Source organism: Microvirga lotononidis (assembly GCF_034627025.1).
Lineage (GTDB): Bacteria > Pseudomonadota > Alphaproteobacteria > Rhizobiales > Beijerinckiaceae > Microvirga > Microvirga lotononidis.
In genome coordinates, this window is record NZ_CP141049.1 from 629,541 (window position 1) to 648,281 (window position 18,741).

General features: G+C 60.5%; 13 protein-coding genes and 6 pseudogenes. 9 read left to right on the forward strand and 10 right to left on the reverse strand.

Features of this window, described 5'->3' with window-relative positions; all coding sequences use genetic code 11:
- The first annotated feature begins 108 nt into the window (after window positions 1-108).
- The 3 genes from repA to U0023_RS26555 all read left to right on the forward strand — a co-directional run bounded on the left by repA (window position 109) and on the right by U0023_RS26555 (window position 4,045).
- Window positions 109-1,317, forward strand: a complete 1,209-nt coding sequence (gene repA / locus U0023_RS26545; RefSeq protein WP_009488716.1) for a plasmid partitioning protein RepA — start codon at window positions 109-111, stop codon at window positions 1,315-1,317.
- Entirely contained in the window at window positions 1,317-2,465 is a 1,149-nt protein-coding gene (repB, locus tag U0023_RS26550) for a plasmid partitioning protein RepB (RefSeq protein ID WP_009488717.1), read from the forward strand. Before repA ends, repB begins: the two co-directional genes overlap by 1 nt.
- A gap of 569 nt (window positions 2,466-3,034) precedes the next feature.
- Entirely contained in the window at window positions 3,035-4,045 is a 1,011-nt protein-coding gene (locus tag U0023_RS26555; protein WP_009488718.1) for a transposase, read from the forward strand.
- 498 nt (window positions 4,046-4,543) lie between these two features.
- Here U0023_RS26555 and U0023_RS35670 read toward each other — a convergent pair.
- Window positions 4,544-4,909: pseudogene (locus U0023_RS35670) on the reverse strand (zinc ribbon domain-containing protein); the annotation flags it as partial.
- Here U0023_RS35670 and U0023_RS26565 point away from each other — a divergent pair.
- Window positions 4,859-5,610, forward strand: a protein-coding gene (locus tag U0023_RS26565; protein ID WP_154660876.1) for an IS5 family transposase whose coding sequence is annotated in 2 segments (ribosomal slippage) — window positions 4,859-5,189 and window positions 5,189-5,610 — 753 coding nt in all. Because the reading frame shifts where the segments join, the coding sequence is not laid out codon by codon here. The pseudogene U0023_RS35670 and the gene U0023_RS26565 overlap by 51 nt on opposite strands.
- Here the strand turns inward: U0023_RS26565 and U0023_RS26570 are convergent.
- Both U0023_RS26570 and U0023_RS26575 read right to left on the reverse strand, forming a co-directional pair.
- Window positions 5,577-6,470: a recombinase family protein gene (locus tag U0023_RS26570; protein WP_009488722.1), complete on the reverse strand. Its 894-nt coding sequence runs from the start codon at window positions 6,468-6,470 to the stop codon at window positions 5,577-5,579. The genes U0023_RS26565 and U0023_RS26570 overlap by 34 nt on opposite strands.
- Before the next feature lie 318 nt (window positions 6,471-6,788).
- Complete coding sequence (locus U0023_RS26575; protein ID WP_009488659.1) at window positions 6,789-7,835, reverse strand: IS630 family transposase; 1,047 nt, start codon at window positions 7,833-7,835, stop codon at window positions 6,789-6,791.
- A gap of 61 nt (window positions 7,836-7,896) precedes the next feature.
- Here U0023_RS26575 and U0023_RS26580 point away from each other — a divergent pair.
- Window positions 7,897-8,559: pseudogene (locus tag U0023_RS26580) on the forward strand (IS66 family transposase); the annotation flags it as partial.
- 36 nt (window positions 8,560-8,595) lie between these two features.
- Here the strand turns inward: U0023_RS26580 and U0023_RS26585 are convergent.
- Window positions 8,596-9,321 (reverse strand): IS6 family transposase, encoded by a 726-nt coding sequence (locus U0023_RS26585; protein WP_009488724.1) that lies wholly within the window; start codon window positions 9,319-9,321, stop codon window positions 8,596-8,598.
- A gap of 1,019 nt (window positions 9,322-10,340) precedes the next feature.
- Here U0023_RS26585 and U0023_RS26590 point away from each other — a divergent pair.
- A complete protein-coding gene (locus tag U0023_RS26590; RefSeq protein WP_009488727.1) occupies window positions 10,341-11,099 on the forward strand; it encodes an IS6 family transposase in 759 nt (252 codons plus the stop codon).
- A gap of 132 nt (window positions 11,100-11,231) precedes the next feature.
- Here U0023_RS26590 and U0023_RS35675 read toward each other — a convergent pair whose 3' ends face one another.
- From U0023_RS35675 to U0023_RS26600, 3 genes and pseudogenes are all read right to left on the reverse strand, one after another.
- Window positions 11,232-11,726: a LemA family protein gene (locus U0023_RS35675; protein WP_040637730.1), complete on the reverse strand. Its 495-nt coding sequence runs from the start codon at window positions 11,724-11,726 to the stop codon at window positions 11,232-11,234.
- 79 nt (window positions 11,727-11,805) lie between these two features.
- Window positions 11,806-12,219 (reverse strand): hypothetical protein, encoded by a 414-nt coding sequence (locus U0023_RS35680; protein ID WP_040637731.1) that lies wholly within the window; start codon window positions 12,217-12,219, stop codon window positions 11,806-11,808.
- Between the two features lie 34 nt (window positions 12,220-12,253).
- Window positions 12,254-12,346 (reverse strand): annotated as a pseudogene (locus U0023_RS26600) (iron-sulfur cluster assembly accessory protein); the annotation flags it as partial.
- 470 nt (window positions 12,347-12,816) lie between these two features.
- Here U0023_RS26600 and U0023_RS26605 point away from each other — a divergent pair.
- Window positions 12,817-15,627 carry a M16 family metallopeptidase gene (locus U0023_RS26605; protein ID WP_009488731.1) on the forward strand — a complete coding sequence of 937 codons (2,811 nt, stop codon included), beginning with the start codon at window positions 12,817-12,819 and terminating at the stop codon, window positions 15,625-15,627.
- A 139-nt stretch (window positions 15,628-15,766) separates the two neighbouring features.
- A pseudogene (locus U0023_RS26610) lies at window positions 15,767-15,959 on the forward strand (S41 family peptidase); the annotation flags it as partial.
- Window positions 15,960-16,030: 71 nt separating this feature from the next.
- Here U0023_RS26610 and U0023_RS35685 read toward each other — a convergent pair.
- A pseudogene (locus U0023_RS35685) lies at window positions 16,031-16,183 on the reverse strand (Mu transposase domain-containing protein); the annotation flags it as partial.
- 3 nt (window positions 16,184-16,186) lie between these two features.
- Between U0023_RS35685 and U0023_RS26615 the strand changes: the two are divergent.
- A pseudogene (locus U0023_RS26615) lies at window positions 16,187-16,573 on the forward strand (transposase); the annotation flags it as partial.
- A 136-nt stretch (window positions 16,574-16,709) separates the two neighbouring features.
- Here the strand turns inward: U0023_RS26615 and U0023_RS26620 are convergent.
- Window positions 16,710-17,330 (reverse strand): LysE family translocator, encoded by a 621-nt coding sequence (locus U0023_RS26620; protein ID WP_009488737.1) that lies wholly within the window; start codon window positions 17,328-17,330, stop codon window positions 16,710-16,712.
- Between the two features lie 18 nt (window positions 17,331-17,348).
- Window positions 17,349-18,716 carry an aminotransferase-like domain-containing protein gene (locus tag U0023_RS26625; RefSeq protein ID WP_009488739.1) on the reverse strand — a complete coding sequence of 456 codons (1,368 nt, stop codon included), beginning with the start codon at window positions 18,714-18,716 and terminating at the stop codon, window positions 17,349-17,351.
- Between the last annotated feature and the right edge of the window lie 25 nt (window positions 18,717-18,741).

The window sequence follows — 18,741 nt, forward strand, 5'->3', positions numbered from 1 at the left end:
AATTCGAGCGTGCTATTAACCGGTTTTTAACATCCCAAGGGCGTACTGAGGTCAGCGCAGATTTACCGATCTAGGGCCAATTCCGCGCGGAAACGCAAGGAACCGTACATGACAGCAGTTCAGCAGCCTTCATCCATTCCTGTAATCCCACCGGCTCTCGACACCGCTTCCAATAAACAGCAGATCGTCCTTGACGCCGACATCCTCGCGAAAAAGCTACAGGAACACACCCAGAGGATCTTTCCTCCAGTTGCGAAGAAGGCCATCCGCCGCTTTACCTCAAGCGAAGCCTCGAAATTCTTAGGCATTCATGAGGGCTATCTTCGGCAACTTGCGGCTGAGGGCAAAGCTCCCCTCCCAGAGATGCAGCCAAATGGCCGGCGGACTTTCTCGATCGAGGAAGTGAACGCAGTCCGAGAGTTCCTCGAAGGGGCAAAGTCCAACCGCCGTTATATCCCTCATCGAGTTGAGGGCGAGAAGCTCCAAGTCATTTCGGTCATCAATTTCAAGGGCGGAAGTGCGAAGACGACAACGACGGCCCACTTAGCTCAGTATCTTGCTCTTCGCGGCTATCGCGTGCTTGCTATCGACCTGGACCCGCAAGCCAGCCTTTCGACACTCTTCGGGAACCAGCCGGAACTCGACGTGCGGGACAACGAAACGCTGTATGGGGCAATCCGGTTCGACGAGCATCGCACCCGGATTGAGAACATCATTCGGTCGACCTACCTCCCGGGCCTCCATTTCATCCCCGGCAATCTCGAACTCATGGAATTTGAGACAACCGCGCCTGCCGGAAGAAACTCCAAGATCTTCTTCATGCAGATCCTGGAAGCTCTGGAGTCGGTGGACCAGCACTACGACGTTGTTGTCATGGATTGCCCACCGAATCTCGGTTACCTGACCATGGCAGCTCTATGTGCTGCAACATCGCTTCTTGTGACAGTTCATCCGCAAATGCTTGATGTGCTGTCCATGGCTCAATTCCTCAGGATGGTTGGCGAAGTCACGACCACTCTTGGAAGGCACCGCAACGACTATGACTGGCTGCGCTACCTTGTTACTCGATACGAGCCAAGCGATGGACCTCAGAACCAGATGGTCGGGTTCATGCGGTCTCTGTTCGGACATCGCGTGCTGCAGAACAGCATGCTGAAGAGCACCGCGGTTGCGGATTCCGGGATCACAAAGCAAACCTTGTACGAAGTCGATCGGACCAAATTCAACAAGGGTACTTACGACAGAGCTTTGGAGGCCTTGGACCTCGTTAATGGCGAAATCGAAGATCAAATCCGTAAGGCGTGGGGGAGGCAGTAATGGCGCGCAAGAATCTTATTTCCTTTGGGAACGATGATGCTGATGGCTCCCCCAGCGCGAACCTTGGGACTGCCGGAGCACCTGCTCCCAACCCTGTAGGGGAACTTCAGGCCGAGGCCGCTGCTGCAATTACCGGTGATCGTCCTCTCGCCGACCGGCCACTTACTGATCGGCCACTAGCTTCTCGTCCCCTCGCAGACCGTCCTCTTGCAAGCAACGTTGCTAGCGAGCAGATCGCCGTGCTCCCAACCAAGCTTCCATCTCTCAAGACCTCGCCTCTTCGAGCAATGAAGGAAGCTGTCGACTCTGTTGGTCGCGTTGAGGAACTCGAGGAGCAGCTTAGAGCTGGTCACACGATTATCGATCTCGATCCTTCCGAGATTGATGCGTCGTTTGTTCCTGATCGAATGGCCTACTCAGACGAAGCCCATAAAGAGCTCGTTGCAGCCATCAAGTCTGAAGGGCAGCAAGTTCCGATCCTGGTGCGGCCACACCCTGAGCACTCTGGGCGGTACCAGGTAGCCTACGGCCACCGCCGACTTCGAGCGATCAAGGAACTCGGCACAAAGATCAGAGCCGTCGTTCGCGAACTCACCGATGAGCAACTCGTCGTTGCTCAAGGCCAAGAGAACAATGCCCGCACAAACCTGAGCTTCATTGAGAAGGCCCGTTTTGCATCACGCCTGGAAGAGCGCGGCTTCCGGCGGGAAGTAATAATGCAGGCACTTTGCGTCGACAAATCTATGCTTTCAAAGATGCTCTCAGTCGCAAACTCAGTTCCCGGTCACATCATCGATACAATCGGCCCTGCACCGAAGATCGGCAGAAGGAAATGGGAAGACCTTTCCGGATTGATCAAGCCACGCACCATTGACAAGGTTCGCAGTGCAATTGAGCGTGCCGAGAAGGCGGGCAGGGACAGCGATGCCATTTTCGAAGCTGCGTATAGGGCACTCATTACAAAGGAACCTGGCTCAAAACCTGAAACATGGACTGCTCCCGACGGCGCCCGTCTCGCGAAGATTTCAGTTACGGAAGACAGGTTCTCTCTTGTCATTGATCGGAAGGTATCACCAGAATTTGGGGACTTTCTCAAATCGCGACTAGAAGATCTTTACGACGAGTTCCAAGGCGCCAAGCAAGCTTGATCCCTGCATTCTTGAGGGCAGTTGCGTTCGACTGCCCTCACTCATGAGCGGGCAATTATCGACCGCACTCCCAGAAGGATTGGAGCAATCAGAAAGTGGGCTCGTGGTATACCGACCAAGGCGGCAGCAGGGGAGGGTGCCGAACTTGGAGGGCTTGCTATCGACAAACGGGTTTTTGTACAAAGTCATAAGTCAGGTGCGAAGGATCGTTTGATGACGTGGTTTGGGAGACTTCCTTAACCAGCCGGGGAGGGGTGGGCTTTCCTCGAACGAGCGGAAATGGCTTAAAACAAGGGCATCCGAGGCTACACAGCAGTGCTTTGCTCTGTAGACCCGTTCGTCAACGGGCCTCAGCTGGCGATTTCTGACGCTCTGCCCGATTGCAGCCTCTCGCAGCCGCCGACGGACGTCGCTCAAAGCGTAGCTAATGCTTGCTTCCCTTTACGCACGCAAGCTATGCTGTGTTCTCCCAATAACTTAGCCGTGGGGCGCAGCCAGGAATGGTCGTAACCGGGGCATTTTCGGGGGCAGGGATTCCTCCGACCGGGCATTCATGATTCAATCCAGGCATGACATCGCGGCACGGTAGGTCCAGCAAGCCTCTGTCCTCGACGGCCCTGCGCCAGCTGGTCTCGGATCTGGCCGGCAAGATCGATCGACTGGAGCAAGAGGTCGAACGGTTGCACCTCGACAACAGCAACCTGCGCCTCGACAACCAGGCCCTGAAGGATGAGATCGCCCGGCTCAAGAACCTGCCGCCGCGCCCACCGTTCAAACCGTCCGGCATGGAGAAAGCCACCCAGCCGCGGCCTGCCAGTCCAGGCCGGCGCCCTGGACGCGGTGCCAAACGCGATCAGGTCACGCGCGAGGTGGTGCTGCGGGTCGAGGCTCCGCCCGGCTCGCGCTTCAAAGGCTACAAAACGGTTATGCACCGAGAACTGGTGCTCACCGCCGAGGTGGTGCGCTACAAGCGGGAGCGCTGGGTGACGCCCGAGGGCGAGACCCTCATCGCTCCGATGCCGATCGGCGTCAGCGGCGGGTTCGGACCTAGCGTGCGGCGCTTCTGTCTCGCCCTGCATATAAAAGGCCAAGTGACCACCGAGCGCCTCACCGATCTGCTGAACGGCATCGGCCTTGCGATCTCTAAACGGCAAGTCGTGCGCCTGCTCACCACTGATCTGGAGACCTTCGCGCAGGAAGACCATGCGGTCCTGGAAGCCGGCCTCGTCTCCTCGCCTTACATCACCGTCGATGACACCGGCGCGCGGCATGCCCGTCGTCCCGGCGTCACCACGCAGATCGGCGGCGAGCGCTTTACCGTCTTCCGCACGGGGAAGTCGAAGTCGCGGCTGAACTTCCTGTCGTTGCTGCGTGCGGGTCATGAGGACTACGTCGTCAACGAGGCGACGCTGGAGTATCTGCGCCGCCAGCCTGTCGAGGCCACCGTGGTCGCCCGGTTGACCAAGCTCCAGGGCCAAGTGTTCAGCTCGCAGATGGACTGGCTGGAGCATCTGGCGCGGTGCTCGATCAATACGTGCAGGACAATGGTGCAAAGTTCGGCGCGCCTCGGGTGGGCCTGAGACGCCGGGGTCGACCCGGAAGATCACCCGAACAACATCATCGGCCACCTCGATGCGCTTGACGAGAGTACAGATAATGTCGCGCTTCGTTGCCCAATCCGCACTGGCAAGCCGGTCATGCACCATCTCGGCAAACAGCTCGAGTTTCCCCACCACGAGCTGGAGCGATCGGATCTGCTCAGCGGCCTCCTGTTGGGCCTTGGCTTCGGCTTCCAGCCGGGCTGTCCGGCGGCGCAACTCAGTGAGGCGCGGTTCGAACTCGGGCTTCTCGATCAAGCCCTCCGTGTAGCTGTCGATCAGCCGCTCGATGGCGCGGCGCGCCTTCGCCAACTGACGGCCGAGAGCATCGAGTTCGAGTTGGTGCGGGGTGGCCTGGATCGCATCCAGGCGGCGCTGATACTCTTCGATGACCCGTGTCGGGTTGTCGAGCAGCCGACAGACCTCGCTCCATACCGCCTCATCGAGCCGATCGACCGCAACCAGGCGGGCATCGCATCGCCGCTCGCCGTGGAACCGGGTGCGGTCGGTGCCGCAACAGCGATAGTAACGCCAGGGTCCACAGGGATGATACCCGGTAAACCCATAGCCACACTTCTGGCAGACGAGCAGACCTCGCAGCAGATACTGAACGCCTGAAAGCCGCTCACGATTGCGCTTTCGGTTGTCCTCCAACCGCTCTGCGACACTCGCAAAGAGTTCCTCGTCAACAAGGGCGGGCACCGCGATGCTGATGTGCCGTTCGGCCGCGGCTGGCACTAAGGTCTGTGGGGATTTGGGCTTCCCGTTCGGGCGCGACTGTGATTCACGCTCTGGATGGACCGCTTTGTACTGACGGACGCCCAATGGGCGAAGATGGAGCCGCATTGTCTTGGGAAGCCGAGCGATCCTGGGCGCAGCGGCACGGACAATCGGCTGTTTATCGAGGCCGTGCTCTGGATTGTGCGCACCGGCAGTCCGTGGCGTGATCTGCCTGCGCTCTTCGGCAACTGGAGCACCGTGTTCCGGCGCTTCAGCGACTGGCGCAAGGCCGATGTTTTCAAACGGATCTTCGATGCCATGTCCGAGGAGCCGGACATGGAATATGCCATGGTCGACGCCACCATCGTCAAGGTTCACCGCCACGGGCAGGGCGCAAAAGGGGGACTCAGAGCCAGGCCATCGGCCGCTCCAAGGGCGGCATGACGACCAAGATTCTGGCCCTGACCGATGCCTTGGGCAACCTCGTGCGCTTTCGCCTGATGCCGGGCCACCGGTTCGACAGCATGGGCGTTGCCCCGCTGATCGACGGCGTCGCGTTCGGGGCCCTCATCGCGGACAAAGCTTTCGACAGCAACGCCATCGTCGCCGATCTCAACGTGCGCGGCGCCAAGATCGTCATCTCTCAGCATCCGCGCCGGGCCAAACCCATCCCGATGGACGCCGAAATGTGCAAATGGCGCCACCTCATCGAGAACTTCTTCTGCAAACTCAAAGAGTTCAAGCGGATCGCCATGCGCGCATGCAAAACCGATCAAAGCTTCGAGGCCATGATCTACCTCGCCGCCGCCGTCATCAACTCACGATGAATCCCCACAGGCCTTAGTCGATAGGGCTTGCGCGGCATTCCATCGTGGCCGCGCGGCGGATGAAGCGGTGGCTGCCACGGCACACACTGGCGGCGGCCATAAACGGCCTGACCCACATAGGCCGGATTGCGCAGCATGGTGTGGATCACGGCCCGGGTCCAGTGCGGTTGGCCGGTCGGGCTTGGAATCCCGCTGTCGCGCAGGCGCCGGCAAACCCCGGCCAACGTCAATCGCTCGTGCCCGACCCAGGTAAAGATCTGGCGCACAATCCGCGCCGCCTCCTCGTCGATGTCATAGCGGGCGTCCCCTCCGCCAGCCTCACGCGTGATGTAGTGGTAACCAAAGGGCGCGCGGGTCAGGACACTGACGGCGCCGGTTTGGGCGCGGTGGCGCTTGCCGCGCCGGCTGCGCTCCAGCACCTTGGCTCTCTCGTACTCGGCGAACATGCCCTGCAGTTGCAGCAGCAAGCTGTCCTCGGGCGTGGTCCCGATCGGGCGATTGAGGAAGACCACCTGGGTGCCGGCGTGGGCGAATTCCTCGATCAGCAGAAATTGATGGGCATAGCTGCGGGCGAGACGATCCGGAGCATGAATGTAGACCAGATCGATGGCCGACAGCGCCACGAGGTCGCGCAAACGCTCCAGAGCGGGACGGATCAGGCTAGCGCCGCTGTGGCCGTTGTCGATGAACCGCAGATCGTCCCGGACGCAGTGGCCGTCCTGCGCCACTCGTGCGGTCAACTCGGCCAGTTGGCTGTCGGTGGTGTGATCCTCAGCCTGCTGGTCGGAGGAGACGCGGGCGTAAAGGGCGACCTGCAGGGTCTGCGGGGCCGAAACGGCTCTCAGGTGCTGAGTTCTCATCGCATGCTCCCTCAGAAATGGGTGTCAGCGGGCTTGATGGCAGGGAACGGGTACGCAGGGGCAGGAGGCGCTCGTAGGCGCGTCCCAAAGCGTCGCGACTGCCTCGCCTGACCTCAAAGCCGACCTCAAGGCGCAGGGGGCGGCGCCTCTTGCTAAGCTTGGCCATCGTGGTCTTCTTCCTTCAGCCTGATCTGGTGCATCCAGATCAGGCTGAAGACTTCAACGTCGGTCCCGTCGAGCGATGACGCAGGGCCTCGCGAGCAATCGTATGGACAAAGCTGATCGCAAACTTTGCACCATTGTCTATTGATCCGGTCCTCATTGTCTTGAGCATGCGGCGTAGCGGACGGGTTTGTGGCTGAAATAGCTTCGGACGCGCCGGGGCGATTTCGAGAGGCGACGCATATGGCTGACCGTTGCCCGCTTGAGCTGCTGTTTGCTGCGCGCGGGCGCCTGGCGGGTGACAACCTGCTTCAGGTCGGCGTTCAGGCACTCCTCCGGGTTCAGCTCCGGGCTGTAAGCCGGCAGGTAGAAGACCTCGATCTTCGCCCGATGCGCGGTAAGCCAGTCGCGGACCCGGGCGGCGCGATGCACCCGCAGCCGGTCCAGGATCAGGAACACCTTGCGCTTTGCCTCGCGGATCAGGCGTTGCAGGAAACGGATCAAGATTGCGGCATTCACCGCCGCGTCGACAATCATCCAGCGCAAGGCGCCGCGATTGCTCACCGCCGCGATCAGGCTCAGCCCGGCGCGCCGATGGCAGACCCGGATCACCGGCGTCCGGCCCCGGGGCGCATAGCCGCGGCCGCGCACGTCGTCGGCGCGCAGACCGGTTTCGTCACCCCAGAAGATGGTGCCCCGCGCCTGCCGGGCCGCCGCGACGATGGCCGGGTACTCCCGCCGCAGCCAGTGCCGCACCGCGGCCGGGTTCTGCTCGTACGCCCGCCGGAGCGGCTTCTGCGCGGTGAAGCCCCAGCGCGCCAGATACTTGCCCACGGTTCGCACGGCCAGCGCAATCCCACAGCGCTGCCAGATCACCGCACGCACCGCCGCCCGGCTCCACAGGGCGAACGGCAGGTCCAGTTCGTCCGGGGTGTGCCGGCAGATCAGGCGCTGAATCTCGGCCTCCTGGGCGGCATCCAGCAGCCGTTGCTCATCCGGCTTGCGCCCGCGTGGCTTGCTCACCAGCCCCTGCGCGCCCTCGGCCGCAAACCGCTGGCAGATGTCGAAGACCCCGGTTGGCGACAGCCCAACCTGGGCCGCGATCGCCCGGTAGGTCAGCCCGCGCTCCCGGAGCCCAATGACTTGCCGCCGGCGCTCCTCTTGAGCCGCCGCCGGCAGCTTGCGCATGTCCACGTGCTTCATGCTGATGAAGCTGGAGCCAACCAAGACCCTTTCAAGACAATGAGGACCGGCTCAATAACACGTCAACATCTTCGACCGGCCCCTGCTCCAGCTGCTGAACGAAGCCGCCACGTGGGGTGCGCTCCGGCATCACGGGCTGATGGAAAACACCGTCGTGGTCTCCGACGATGCCGGCCAGTTCCGCGTTGCCACGCATGCTCTATGCTGGATTCATGCCGAGCGCCACCTGCAGAAGCTGATGCCAGCCTCGCCCAAGCAGGCCAAAGCGGTGGAATTGGTCCGCCAAGCGATCTGGTGCTTTTACCGCGGTCTGAAGCTGTGGAAGCAGAGTCCCGCACCGGGCAGTGAGCGGGGGTTCCGGCGCCAGTTCGACAAGATCTTTGGCTTGCGCACGGGCTACAAGGACCTCGACGCGCTGCTGGCCCGCCTGGCGCGACGCAAGAACGAACTGCTGCGGGTGCTTGAGCGGCCGGAGATCCCGCTGCACACCAACGCATCCGAGAACGACCTGCGCGCCTGCGTGATCAAGCGCAAGGTCTCCGGTGGCACGATGAGCGCCGATGGTCGCGTGGCGCGAGATGTCATGCTGGGCCTGCTGAAGACCTGCCGCAAGCTCGGGCTGTCGTTCTTCGCCTATCTCGGGGACCGTCTTGGACTGAACACGGATCAGCCGAGGATCCCGCCACTCGCCGTCCTCGTGACCCAAGCGGCACCGTCAGGTTAACGGGCTGAAGTCACCGAGCCTCACGGGATCGGCGTATCAGAAACCAGCAGCGAGACCAGTCACCTCGGCCCAAGTCACCTCGGCCCAAGTCGTAAAGGCTTGAACTCGGGACTTGCGATAATCAGCGGCATTGGTGTTGGCGGGACGGCGGAAGAGGTTTCCAACCTGATCGTGAACCGAGAGAAAGCGCTGGGCCTGTCCGGCTGATTTGAAGCGCTTCATCATGCGTTCGCGTCGTCGGGTTGGCGGATGACTATTCTCTGCGCGGTTGTTCAATCCTCGCTGCTGCCGATGTTCGACGCCCGGCATGATCTCTCGCTTCGCGGCGGCATAGCTGGCCAGCTTGTCCGTGATCATCACACGCGGCGCCGCGCCCTGCCTCTTGAGCAGCTTGCGCAGCAGGCGCTTGGCAGCCTTTGCATTCCGGCGACTTTGAACCAGGATGTCGAGCACGACGCCATGCTGGTCGACCGCGCGCCAGAGCCAATGCTTCCGGCCCGCAATGCTGATCACGACCTCGTCGAGGTGCCACTTGTCCCCAGGCGCGGGCAGACGCCGCCGGATTTGATTGGCATAACCCTGCCCGAATTTCAGCGCCCACTGCCGCACGGTCTCGCGGCTGACCTCGATGCCGCGGGCCGCGAGCATCTCCTCGACCATGCGCAGGCTCAGGGGAAACCGGAAATAGAGCCAGATCGCGTAGCTGATCACTTCAGCCGGGAAGCGGTGGCGGGCGTAGCGAGGATGACGAGCATTTTTCATCCCTCACATATGCCTCAATCCGGTCACCCACCGGTTAACATGACGGTGCCGTCAGGCACTCTGTATGTACATGAGAATAGTAGCACTTGCAGATAGAAGCAAAGCGATAATCCAGCTAAGAAATACCCCTCTCAAGCAGGTTGTTAACTGGTCGTTGGCTGTCTTTGAATTTAGGATGAGGGCGAACTGCTCATCGACGGAACTTGGATATGCTGGTCGATCCGGGGATTTATGATCATCATAAGCCATGATAGACAATTCGGCACCGTCAACTTGAGCCGAGAAACGCGCTTTCAGGCCATTCTGGCCAACCCTAACCCATTGATGAGGACGTCGCCGGCTCCCGGCCGATATGTTCAACAAGGCACGTAGAGCTCGTTAAGGCGACGGTGCCGTCCTGACATGTTGCTTTCCTTCGTTCGTTCCATTCATCGCGGGTACCCGCGACATGAATGCCGGTCGGCAGCTCCTGCCGCCGTACGACGAGGAAGTTGCAAAAGGCGTGCCAACGGCGCCGCAAGCGCCTCAGAAGAAATGTTGTGGAGATTATTCAAGGGCTTCCATGAGAGTGCGGCAGGACGCTGGGCCGAAGGCTACCGTGTCGCGGATCTGACAAACCCGACAGCAGGCGTCGGTTGCCCGACAGTTATCCAGGACTGGCGGACAGGTTTTCTCCGTGGGAACAGCGCAATTCGCGCGTCATTTAACCGCGTTCGGCTATGTCCGATGTCCGACACTGTCAGACATGCAACATAGCCGTATGAGAGGCATCATGCTGTTGTGAAATCATTCTCTCCTTTGGCACGGTATATGCTGAGCAATCCACGCTGAGCTGCGAACGCGGCACAGACTGAGGAGAAATCGTCCCATGATCACGCTGACCGACAATGCCGTCGCCGTGAAGACAGTGCTTTCCCGGGCCGCCGAGCCGGCGTCAAGGTGTTCGTGGACGCAGGCTCTCAAACCGGCGATGTCACGGGTAACTTGGTGTCAGGACGTTCTGCGGTAGATCCAGCAGCATGACCCTGCCCGCCATCAGCTATAAGCGCCATCGGTTCCCACCTCAGATTATCGCTCACGCGGTGTGGCTCTATTTCAGGCTTCCACTGAGCTTGCGGCTTGTCGAGGAGATGCTGTTCGAGCGCGGTATTCTCGTCTCGTACGAAACCGTCCGGCGGTGGGCCCGGAAGTTCGGGCCGGATTACGCTCGCCGCCTCAAGCGCAAGAGACCGAGCCGCTGTGATATCTGGCACCTCGACGAGGTCGCGGTCACCATCGCCGGCCAGAAACACTGGTTGTGGCGGGCTGTGGACCAAGACGGATATGTCCTCGACGAAATCGTCGAGACGCGGCGTGACACCAGGGCGGCCAAGCGATTGCTGACCCGGCTGTTGAGAAAGCAAGGCGTAGCGCCGAAGCGTATCATCACCGATAAGCTGCCCTCGTACGGAGCGGCCAGGCGACAAATCATGCCTAAGGTCGACCATCGCTCACACAAGGGATTGAACAACAGGGCCGAGAACTCGCATGTCCCACTGCGGAAGCACGAGCAAATGATGCGGGGCTGGATCTGTTGCAAATTCGGTTTCTTCTTGTCTTTTGCAACTGAGCTTCGAAGGCTCGTGACTAGAAAATCAACCACTTACGGTGACAACCAAAGCGCCAGAATGGACCCTGAAATGGCTATACTCGAAGTTTGCAACAGATCCTGCGCAGGATCGGTCGCGGGCACTGCATGCTGCAGCAACCGGGAGGGACAGGCGAAGTCCGTCTCGTGAACCAACTCTTCGGTCTTGCCGCCTGAGCGATCCACTTCGCCTGGGTTCGTTATGCTCTTTCCAAGGTCATGCAACAAAGCCGGCTGAGGGCATTCTCCACCGGATCCGTGCAACACGGTCGCAACAAGGCGTTCAAAAATTCATTGCAGTTCCGCATTGTACGCATTGTATAAGCGCACTGTTGAAGTCGCTTTGTGCAATGATAATTCGATCCTCGAGTTGCTGAAGTGCTCTGACCTGCCCCATAAGTCTGCTATCAGTGGTGACGCGAGGATAACGTTTGATCATCTCGTAGAGCCGGGCAGTCGCCGCTGAAGGCCGGAGCTCGGCCCTTACACAAGTTCTGCAACGCTGGCCGTCTGCTATAGAGCCGCCATCTGCCATGACAGCAAGAATGCCGTCTCGGGCGGCAGCAACTTCATCCAACAATTCGCGTTCTGCTGGGAGCCTCTCCCTCATGACCTCGACCAGAGAGTCAACCTGGTGGGAGCGCTCCAGATTTAGGCTCAGAACTTGTCTCCATGCCAAGCGCGCGCGCTCACAAGATAGCCGAACATCTGAGTCGCAACCTGCCTGAAGGAGGCCGATAAGGCTGATCACTCCAACCAGAACCGAGCGCTTGATCACTGGCAGTTTCCAATCAATTCATCGACTCGTGAGTTGCCAGCCTGGGCACCAATTGCCACCTGCCGACGGAGGGCGCTGATCATCGAGCCAATCTGTCTTCCAGAACGCTAGAACTTGGATGACTTCGACCTACTCCCGCGACACCTTCGAGCGCCGAAAGGATCGCCGCATTGTCGCTTTCGGTCCCGCCCGAGGTGAAGGCGATCTCATGGGCGAACGCTGCGCCGATCCCCGCTTGCAAGGGCTGCTCCCGAATGGCCTTGATCCATTGGCAATGGTCGGGATCTGAGATCGAACGGGATCCGAGGTTGAGGATGAACATCCGGCATGGAGCAGCACCCGTCAGGTCATCGCCGTTCATGGGGTGGAGTGAACACCCGAGTCCCTCTGCCCATGGAGTCAGGAACGCCATCAAGCCCGTTCGCCTGAGGTTCAACGAATCGACAATCGCGACTGCCGAACCTTGGGTGTCGTCTGGTTCGGGAGTATCCATTGCCTGCATCCTTCTGCTCCACGTACTTATCGCTGGCTTGGATCATGATGCGCAAGCCTTCCGCCGGCTCGGCGGCCCGGGAAAGCACTGTCTTCACGGCGACGGCATTGTCGGTCAGCGTGATCATGGGACGATTTCTCCTCAGTCTGTGCCGCGTTCGCAGCTCAGCGTGGATTGCTCAGCATATACCGTGCCAAAGGAGAGAATGATTTCACAACAGCATGATGCCTCTCATACGGCTATGTTGCATGTCTGACAGTGTCGGACATCGGACATAGCCGAACGCGGTTAAATGACGCGCGAATTGCGCTGTTCCCACGGAGAAAACCTGTCCGCCAGTCCTGGATAACTGTCGGGCAACCGACGCCTGCTGTCGGGTTTGTCAGATCCGCGACACGGTAGCCTTCGGCCCAGCGTCCTGCCGCACTCTCATGGAAGCCCTTGAATAATCTCCACAACATTTCTTCTGAGGCGCTTGCGGCGCCGTTGGCACGCCTTTTGCAACTTCCTCGTCGTACGGCGGCAGGAGCTGCCGACCGGATCTTGAGGCCCGAGAGCGGTGAGACGATCGATGCCGCGTCCATAGGGGAGGTTTGCATGAAAGCCATGTTTGTCGCGGGGCTCGTCGTCCTGCAACTCGGTGCTGCGCCGGCAATCGGTGCCGCTCCGCCGCAGGAACCAAGCGCGCCGGTTGCGAGCGCGCGCGAGATTGTGGCGGGCGTAAAGATTCCCTATCAGAGCTTCACCCTCGACAACGGGCTGCGCGTCCTCGTCCACACCGATCGCAAGGCGCCGGTGGTCGCCGTGTCGGTCTGGTACAACGTCGGCTCCAAGCACGAGCCCAAGGGCGAGTCCGGCTTCGCGCACCTGTTCGAGCATCTGATGTTCGGCGGCTCGGAGAATGCCGACGCCAGTTTCTTCGAGCCGATGCAGCAGCTCGGCGCGACAAACCTGAACGGCACGACCTCGTACGACCGCACCAACTACTATGAGACAGTCCCAACCGGCGCACTCGAAAAAACGCTCTATCTCGAGTCCGACCGGATGGGACACCTCCTTGGCGCAATCACGCAGGCCAAGCTCGATAACCAGCGCGGCGTTGTCCAGAATGAAAAGCGCCAGCGCGACAATCAGCCATACGGCCTCGTCCAATATGCCCAAGCCGCAGCCCTGTTCCCGGCCGATCATCCCTACGGTCATCCGCCGATCGGGTCGATGGCCGATCTCGATGCCGCCAGCCTGGACGACGTGCATGGCTGGTTCCGCCAGCACTATGGGCCGAATAATGCGGTCCTCGTCCTTGCCGGCGATATCGACCTTGCGACCGCAAAGCCGCTGGTCGAGAGATATTTCGGGCCCATCAAGCGCGGCCCCGACAGCAGCCCGATCGCAGTCGCCTTCCCAACCTTGCCCGCGCGCAAGGACGAGACGCTGCAGGATCGGGTGGCGACGACGCGGCTCTACCGCACTTGGGTGGTGCCGGGGCTCAACGACCCTGATGCGGTGCCGCTTGCGATCGGCGCATCGGTGCTCGGTGGCCTTGCCAGCTCCAGACTCGATAATGTGCTGGTGCGCGACGAGAAGCTCGCGGTCAGCGTTTCGGCCGGCTTGCAGACGTTTGCTCAAGTGAGCCTGTTCGCGGTGAGCGCCCACGTCAAGCCTGGCGTCGATCCCGCGGTGGTTGCGAGACGTCTCGACGCAATCATCGCCGATCTGATTGCTGAAGGCCCGACTGCTGGTGAAGTTGATCGTGTTGCGATCCAGAATGCCGTCGACACAATCAAGTCGCTCGAATCCGTCGGCGGCAAGGCAGGAACGCTGGCCGAAGGGCTGCTCTATTCAAACGATCCTGATCACTATGCCCAAGATCTCGATGCGTACGCCGCGGCCACGCCCGCGACGGTCAAGGCAGCGTTGGGCCAATGGCTGTCCCGCCCGGTCTATGCCCTGACTGTGACGCCAGGCGCGCGCCCGGCCGATCGCGAGGCCCAGGCCGTCACGAAGGCGAGCAAGCCGGCTTCGGCCGTGTCACAGACCCAAGTCCCGGTCGTGAAGCGCGCGCCGGCCCCTGCGGTTGGCGAGATCGCCGACCTGACCGTCCCGCCGGTTACGCGGGCGCGGCTCTCGAACGGGATCGAAGTGGTTTACGCGCAGCGTCGCGCCCTTCCGACGACGCAGGTCGCGCTGAGCCTCGACGCCGGCTATGCCGCCGATCCCAAAGCCAAGCGTGGCACGGCGGCCTTGACCACGGCGTTGCTCCAGGAGGGGACCACAACCCTCAGTTCGCTTGGGATCGCTGAGCGGCAGGAGACGCTGGGCGCGTCGATCACCGCCGGGTCGTCGATGGACCGCACCCGCATTACCCTATCAGCCCTGACCGCCAACCTCGGCCCGTCGCTCGACCTGTTCGCCGATGTCGCCCTGCATCCGGCGTTTGCCCCCAATGAGGTGGACCGCGGCCGAACTCAGATGCTTGCCCGGATCGCCGAAGAAAAGACCGAGCCGGGGACGATTGCGGCGCGTTATTTGGCCCCCGCTCTTTATGGCCGCGATCATCCCTATGGCATGCCGGGGACGGGCGATGCGCAGGCTGTCGCGACGATGACCCGTGATGATGATCTGGCGGAATTCCACCGCGCCTGGTTCCGGCCCGAAAAGGCGAAGCTGTTCGTTGTCAGCGATCTTCCGCTCGCCACCCTGCAGCCGCTGCTCGAAGCCCGCTTTGGCACCTGGAACGGGACCGGCCCCGCCGGGACCAAGCGTTTCGATATCCCAACCCCGGCGCCGCGCCCGCGGATTGTGCTCGTCGATCGAAAGGATTCGCCGCAGTCGCTGATCACGGCCGCCGTCGTCCTCGCCGTCAAAGGGACCGATGACACGCTGGCGCTCGAGAGCGCTGCCGAGGTGGTCGGTGGCAGCTTCCTGTCGCGCATCAACATGGACCTGCGCGAGGAAAAGGGGTGGTCCTATGGCGTCTGGGCAGAACTTGAGCAGGTGCGTGATCGCATGACCTACACGATCAGCGCGCCCGTTCAGGCTGACAAGACCGGTGCGGCCATCGCTGCGCTGCTGGCCGACCATCAGGCGTTTCTCACGGGCAAAGGCGTCACCGCAGAGGAGCTGGAGCGCACCCGGTCCGGCATGATTCGCGCGCTGCCTGGAGCGTTCGAGACGGCAGGTGCGGTGCTGGGTGCGATGCAGGAGAACGATCGCCTCGGCCGGCCTGACGATTACTACCAGCAGCTCCCAACGCGGGTCCGTGCGCTGGATCCGGAGCGGCTCGACGCTGCCATGCGCGGAACGGTCGACCCTGCGCGGATGACGTGGGTCGTCGTTGGCGACGCTGCCTCCGTCCAGCCGCAACTCGAGAGCCTGGCATTGCCGGTGGAGGTGGTTGCCGCGCCCTGATCTGCACGGCTTCGCGTCACCTGTCAGTTCCCATCACGTTCTACAATCCCATCCTCTATGTTGAGTTCAGGAAAGATGGCAGTTCAATTGACCCAGGTCCTTGGTGGGCGAAATCGCAAAGCGAAAAGGTTCGCAAATAATGCGCAAACTCTCCCTATTGATTCTCGGTGCAGCCATCGGCGCGGGCGGCGCGACCATGGTGTCAGACCAGCCTGCTGTCGGGCATGAGCGCGGTTGCCGCCTCGGCTGACACGTACCGGCAGCTGAGCCTTTTCGGAGACGTTTTCGAAAAGGTCCGCACGGATTACGTCCAGAAGCCTGAAGAGTCGAGGCGGTTCTGTTGCAAATCCGGATCAGAGACGAGAAAGGATCAGGTGCTTGTGGAGAGCTCATGCGGCGAGCAGATCGAATTGCTGGCGAGCCGCACGTCGACGAGCTCTTTGATCAGGCGGTAGGGCACCGAATACCAGTGGCCGTCGACCTCGACATGATAGTCAGGGGCCACCCGGCAGCGCTTCCAGCGGGCGAAGGCATAAGGCTCGTCGGGCAGAGGGCTGCCGAGATCACGGCTGACTACACCGCCATGATCTATGCCGCCACAGTCGAGGAGATTGCGGAGCGGCGCAGGGCCTTTCTGCGCAAATGGCGGCTGCGCCACCCGGCGGTGGCCAACAGCCTGGAGGAAGCGGGCGAGGCGCTGTTTGCCTTCACGCAGCTGCCGCCCTCGCAGTGGAAGTCGGCCCGGACGACGAATGCCATTGAGCGGCTGCACGAGGAGTTCAAGCGGCGGATCAAGACCCAGACCGTGCTGCCCTCGGATGCCACCGCCGCCATGTTGTTCTGGGCTCTGCTCGCGTCCGGTCAGATCACGATGCGCAAGGTTGACGGCTGGAAGACGCTCACCCAAGCATCAGCCCCCCAGGAGGCGATTGACCTCGCCGCCTGACCCAATACGATGTTCATACCGGAGATCGCGCCACCTAAATTTCTACACAACTCGCGACGGCACCCGTCCCTATCCCATGACAAGAATCCGCTGGCCGCTGGGCGATAAGTCGCGTATCCGGAACGTCTCCAATTGGTCAGAGGCGCTCGGAGAGCATCTTTATACCAAAGCCGATAAGCAACGTTCCCGCAAACCTGTCGATCCAGGCCCTGGACTTCCTGTATGCCGCTTGAGCGGGAGGAGACGACATCAGCATGGCTACGAATCCGTACCACACCATCTCCAGTACAAAGCCGCCAAGCAGGACGATGAGCTTTACAGATGTGTCCGCATCAGCGGAAATTGCAACGGCATACAATCCGAGGAAGAACACGATGCCCTTTGGATTGGTCAATTCCACCAGTGTCCCTACGCGAAGACCGGACCAAAACGTCCTACTGGAGGGAGGCACGCTGTCATCGCATGCTGCCGACGATGACCAATTGGAAATGCCAAGATATACTAGATACGCGCCTCCAACGATCTGAATAGCCGACGCGACCCAGTCCACACGCACGATCAGCACGGCAAGCCCAGTCATGGACAGAACTGCGTAAAAGGTCGCTGCGAGCGATAGACCTAAAGTGGCCCCCAAAGCCGATGGCAAGGCGCCCGACATCGCCAAGCGCGATACCAAAGCAAAATTTGGGCCTGGGCTTATGATTACGCCAGCATATATACTCAAGGTTGTAAGAGTTGTCCAAACATTGTCTTGCATTCTTCGCCCCGTTCCTTGTTAAACATACGATCGCTGTGGCTGTTCAGGTTTCCCAGAATTCTTGAGAATGACCGACAGCTTCTCCAATGCTGTCGTAAGATCGGGCAGTTCGGGACCGCCCACGCAAAGCCGCACCCCGCCGTCATTGGCATTGGGATCTACCTTGGTGGCTGTCGGCGGTGTCACGCGGATTCCAACCGCGAGGTTTGCTGCCACGAAGCTCTCGGCTTCGTGATGGGACATTGGAAACCAGATATGAAAACCCTCATGATCAGGGAAAACGGCCACCTCGCCCAGATAGGATCTAGCCAGATCCAATCTCCTTGACGATTCAACCTTGATGGATGTCCGAACAGTTTGAGCTATTCCGCTCACGAGCCATTCGGTCATCACCGCGCAAGAAAACGGCGACATCGTCGACGAGGTCGCCGACAAAGCGGCTTCAGCCTTGTCAATATGGCTAGGTGGAGCGACAAGACAGCCAATACGCAAGCCTGGACTGACCGTCTTTGAGAGACTGTTTACATAGAAGGTCCGTTCAGGAGCTAGCATAGCGAGGGGCGGAAATCCTGATGAACCGAGTGAATACACGTCGTCCTCGACAATCAGAGCCTCGTGTTTTCTGCAGACGTCTGAAATCTCAAGCCGACGGCGTTCTCCCATGGTTGCTGTCGTGGGATTCTGCATTGTGGGAGTCACGTAAACAACCCCGCCGGATGCTCGATCCAGCGCATCATCGAGGGCTTCTGGCCGCATTCCCTCACGGTCGGTTTCAATGCCTTTTAGTTGATAAAAGGTATGGCGTGTCAGGGCAATTGCGCCAGGATAGGTCTGAGACTCGGTGATGATCGTTCCACCCGGCTTGCTTGCCACGGCAAAAGCAACCGCCAATGCTTGTTGAGCACCGTTGCATAGCAGGAGTTGCTCCACCTTCACATGCATCCCAAGCCCGGTAAGCCATTGAGCCATCTGCCTGCGATGTTCGATGTGTCCAGCGTCAGGGGGGTATCGAGCGAACAAGTCGACGTCTATATCGCGTGCAATATTCATCAGTGTCTTCGCAAGCATCCGCTCGCCAATCAATCGCGGTGGCGTGTTTACACTGAGGTCGATCATCGCCTCCGTTGTCCTGGGAATGGTGGTGACGAAAGTCCCTCGCCCTCTTTCGCTGCGTATCAACCCACGGCGCTCAAGGATGGCATAAGCCTTGGTCACCGTTCCCACGCCAATACCAAGGCGGTAGGCGACATCACGGTGTGGCGGCAGGCGGTCGTTTGCTGCGAGCCGGCCCTCAAGAATGTCATCTGCCAAGGCTCTTACCAACCGTCCACTTGGCTGGGCATCCATAGCAACGAGATACGGCTCCCACGGGGATTTGAGAAGCATATCACCTCCATAAATAGTGTCGCAC

What these genes read in the sequence shown, in the direction of transcription:
- U0023_RS26620 (WP_009488737.1), bottom strand. Translation starts at nt 17,330, where the DNA reads ATGCAAGACAATGTTTGGACAACTCTTACAACCTTGAGTATATATGCT.
- U0023_RS35680 (WP_040637731.1), bottom strand. Translation starts at nt 12,219, where the DNA reads ATGGATACTCCCGAACCAGACGACACCCAAGGTTCGGCAGTCGCGATT.
- U0023_RS26605 (WP_009488731.1), top strand. Translation starts at nt 12,817, where the DNA reads ATGAAAGCCATGTTTGTCGCGGGGCTCGTCGTCCTGCAACTCGGTGCT.
- U0023_RS26555 (WP_009488718.1), top strand. Translation starts at nt 3,035, where the DNA reads ATGACATCGCGGCACGGTAGGTCCAGCAAGCCTCTGTCCTCGACGGCC.
- U0023_RS26625 (WP_009488739.1), bottom strand. Translation starts at nt 18,716, where the DNA reads ATGCTTCTCAAATCCCCGTGGGAGCCGTATCTCGTTGCTATGGATGCC.
- U0023_RS26570 (WP_009488722.1), bottom strand. Translation starts at nt 6,470, where the DNA reads ATGAGAACTCAGCACCTGAGAGCCGTTTCGGCCCCGCAGACCCTGCAG.
- repA (WP_009488716.1), top strand. Translation starts at nt 109, where the DNA reads ATGACAGCAGTTCAGCAGCCTTCATCCATTCCTGTAATCCCACCGGCT.
- U0023_RS26585 (WP_009488724.1), bottom strand. Translation starts at nt 9,321, where the DNA reads ATGAAAAATGCTCGTCATCCTCGCTACGCCCGCCACCGCTTCCCGGCT.
- repB (WP_009488717.1), top strand. Translation starts at nt 1,317, where the DNA reads ATGGCGCGCAAGAATCTTATTTCCTTTGGGAACGATGATGCTGATGGC.
- U0023_RS26575 (WP_009488659.1), bottom strand. Translation starts at nt 7,835, where the DNA reads ATGAAGCACGTGGACATGCGCAAGCTGCCGGCGGCGGCTCAAGAGGAG.
- U0023_RS26590 (WP_009488727.1), top strand. Translation starts at nt 10,341, where the DNA reads ATGACCCTGCCCGCCATCAGCTATAAGCGCCATCGGTTCCCACCTCAG.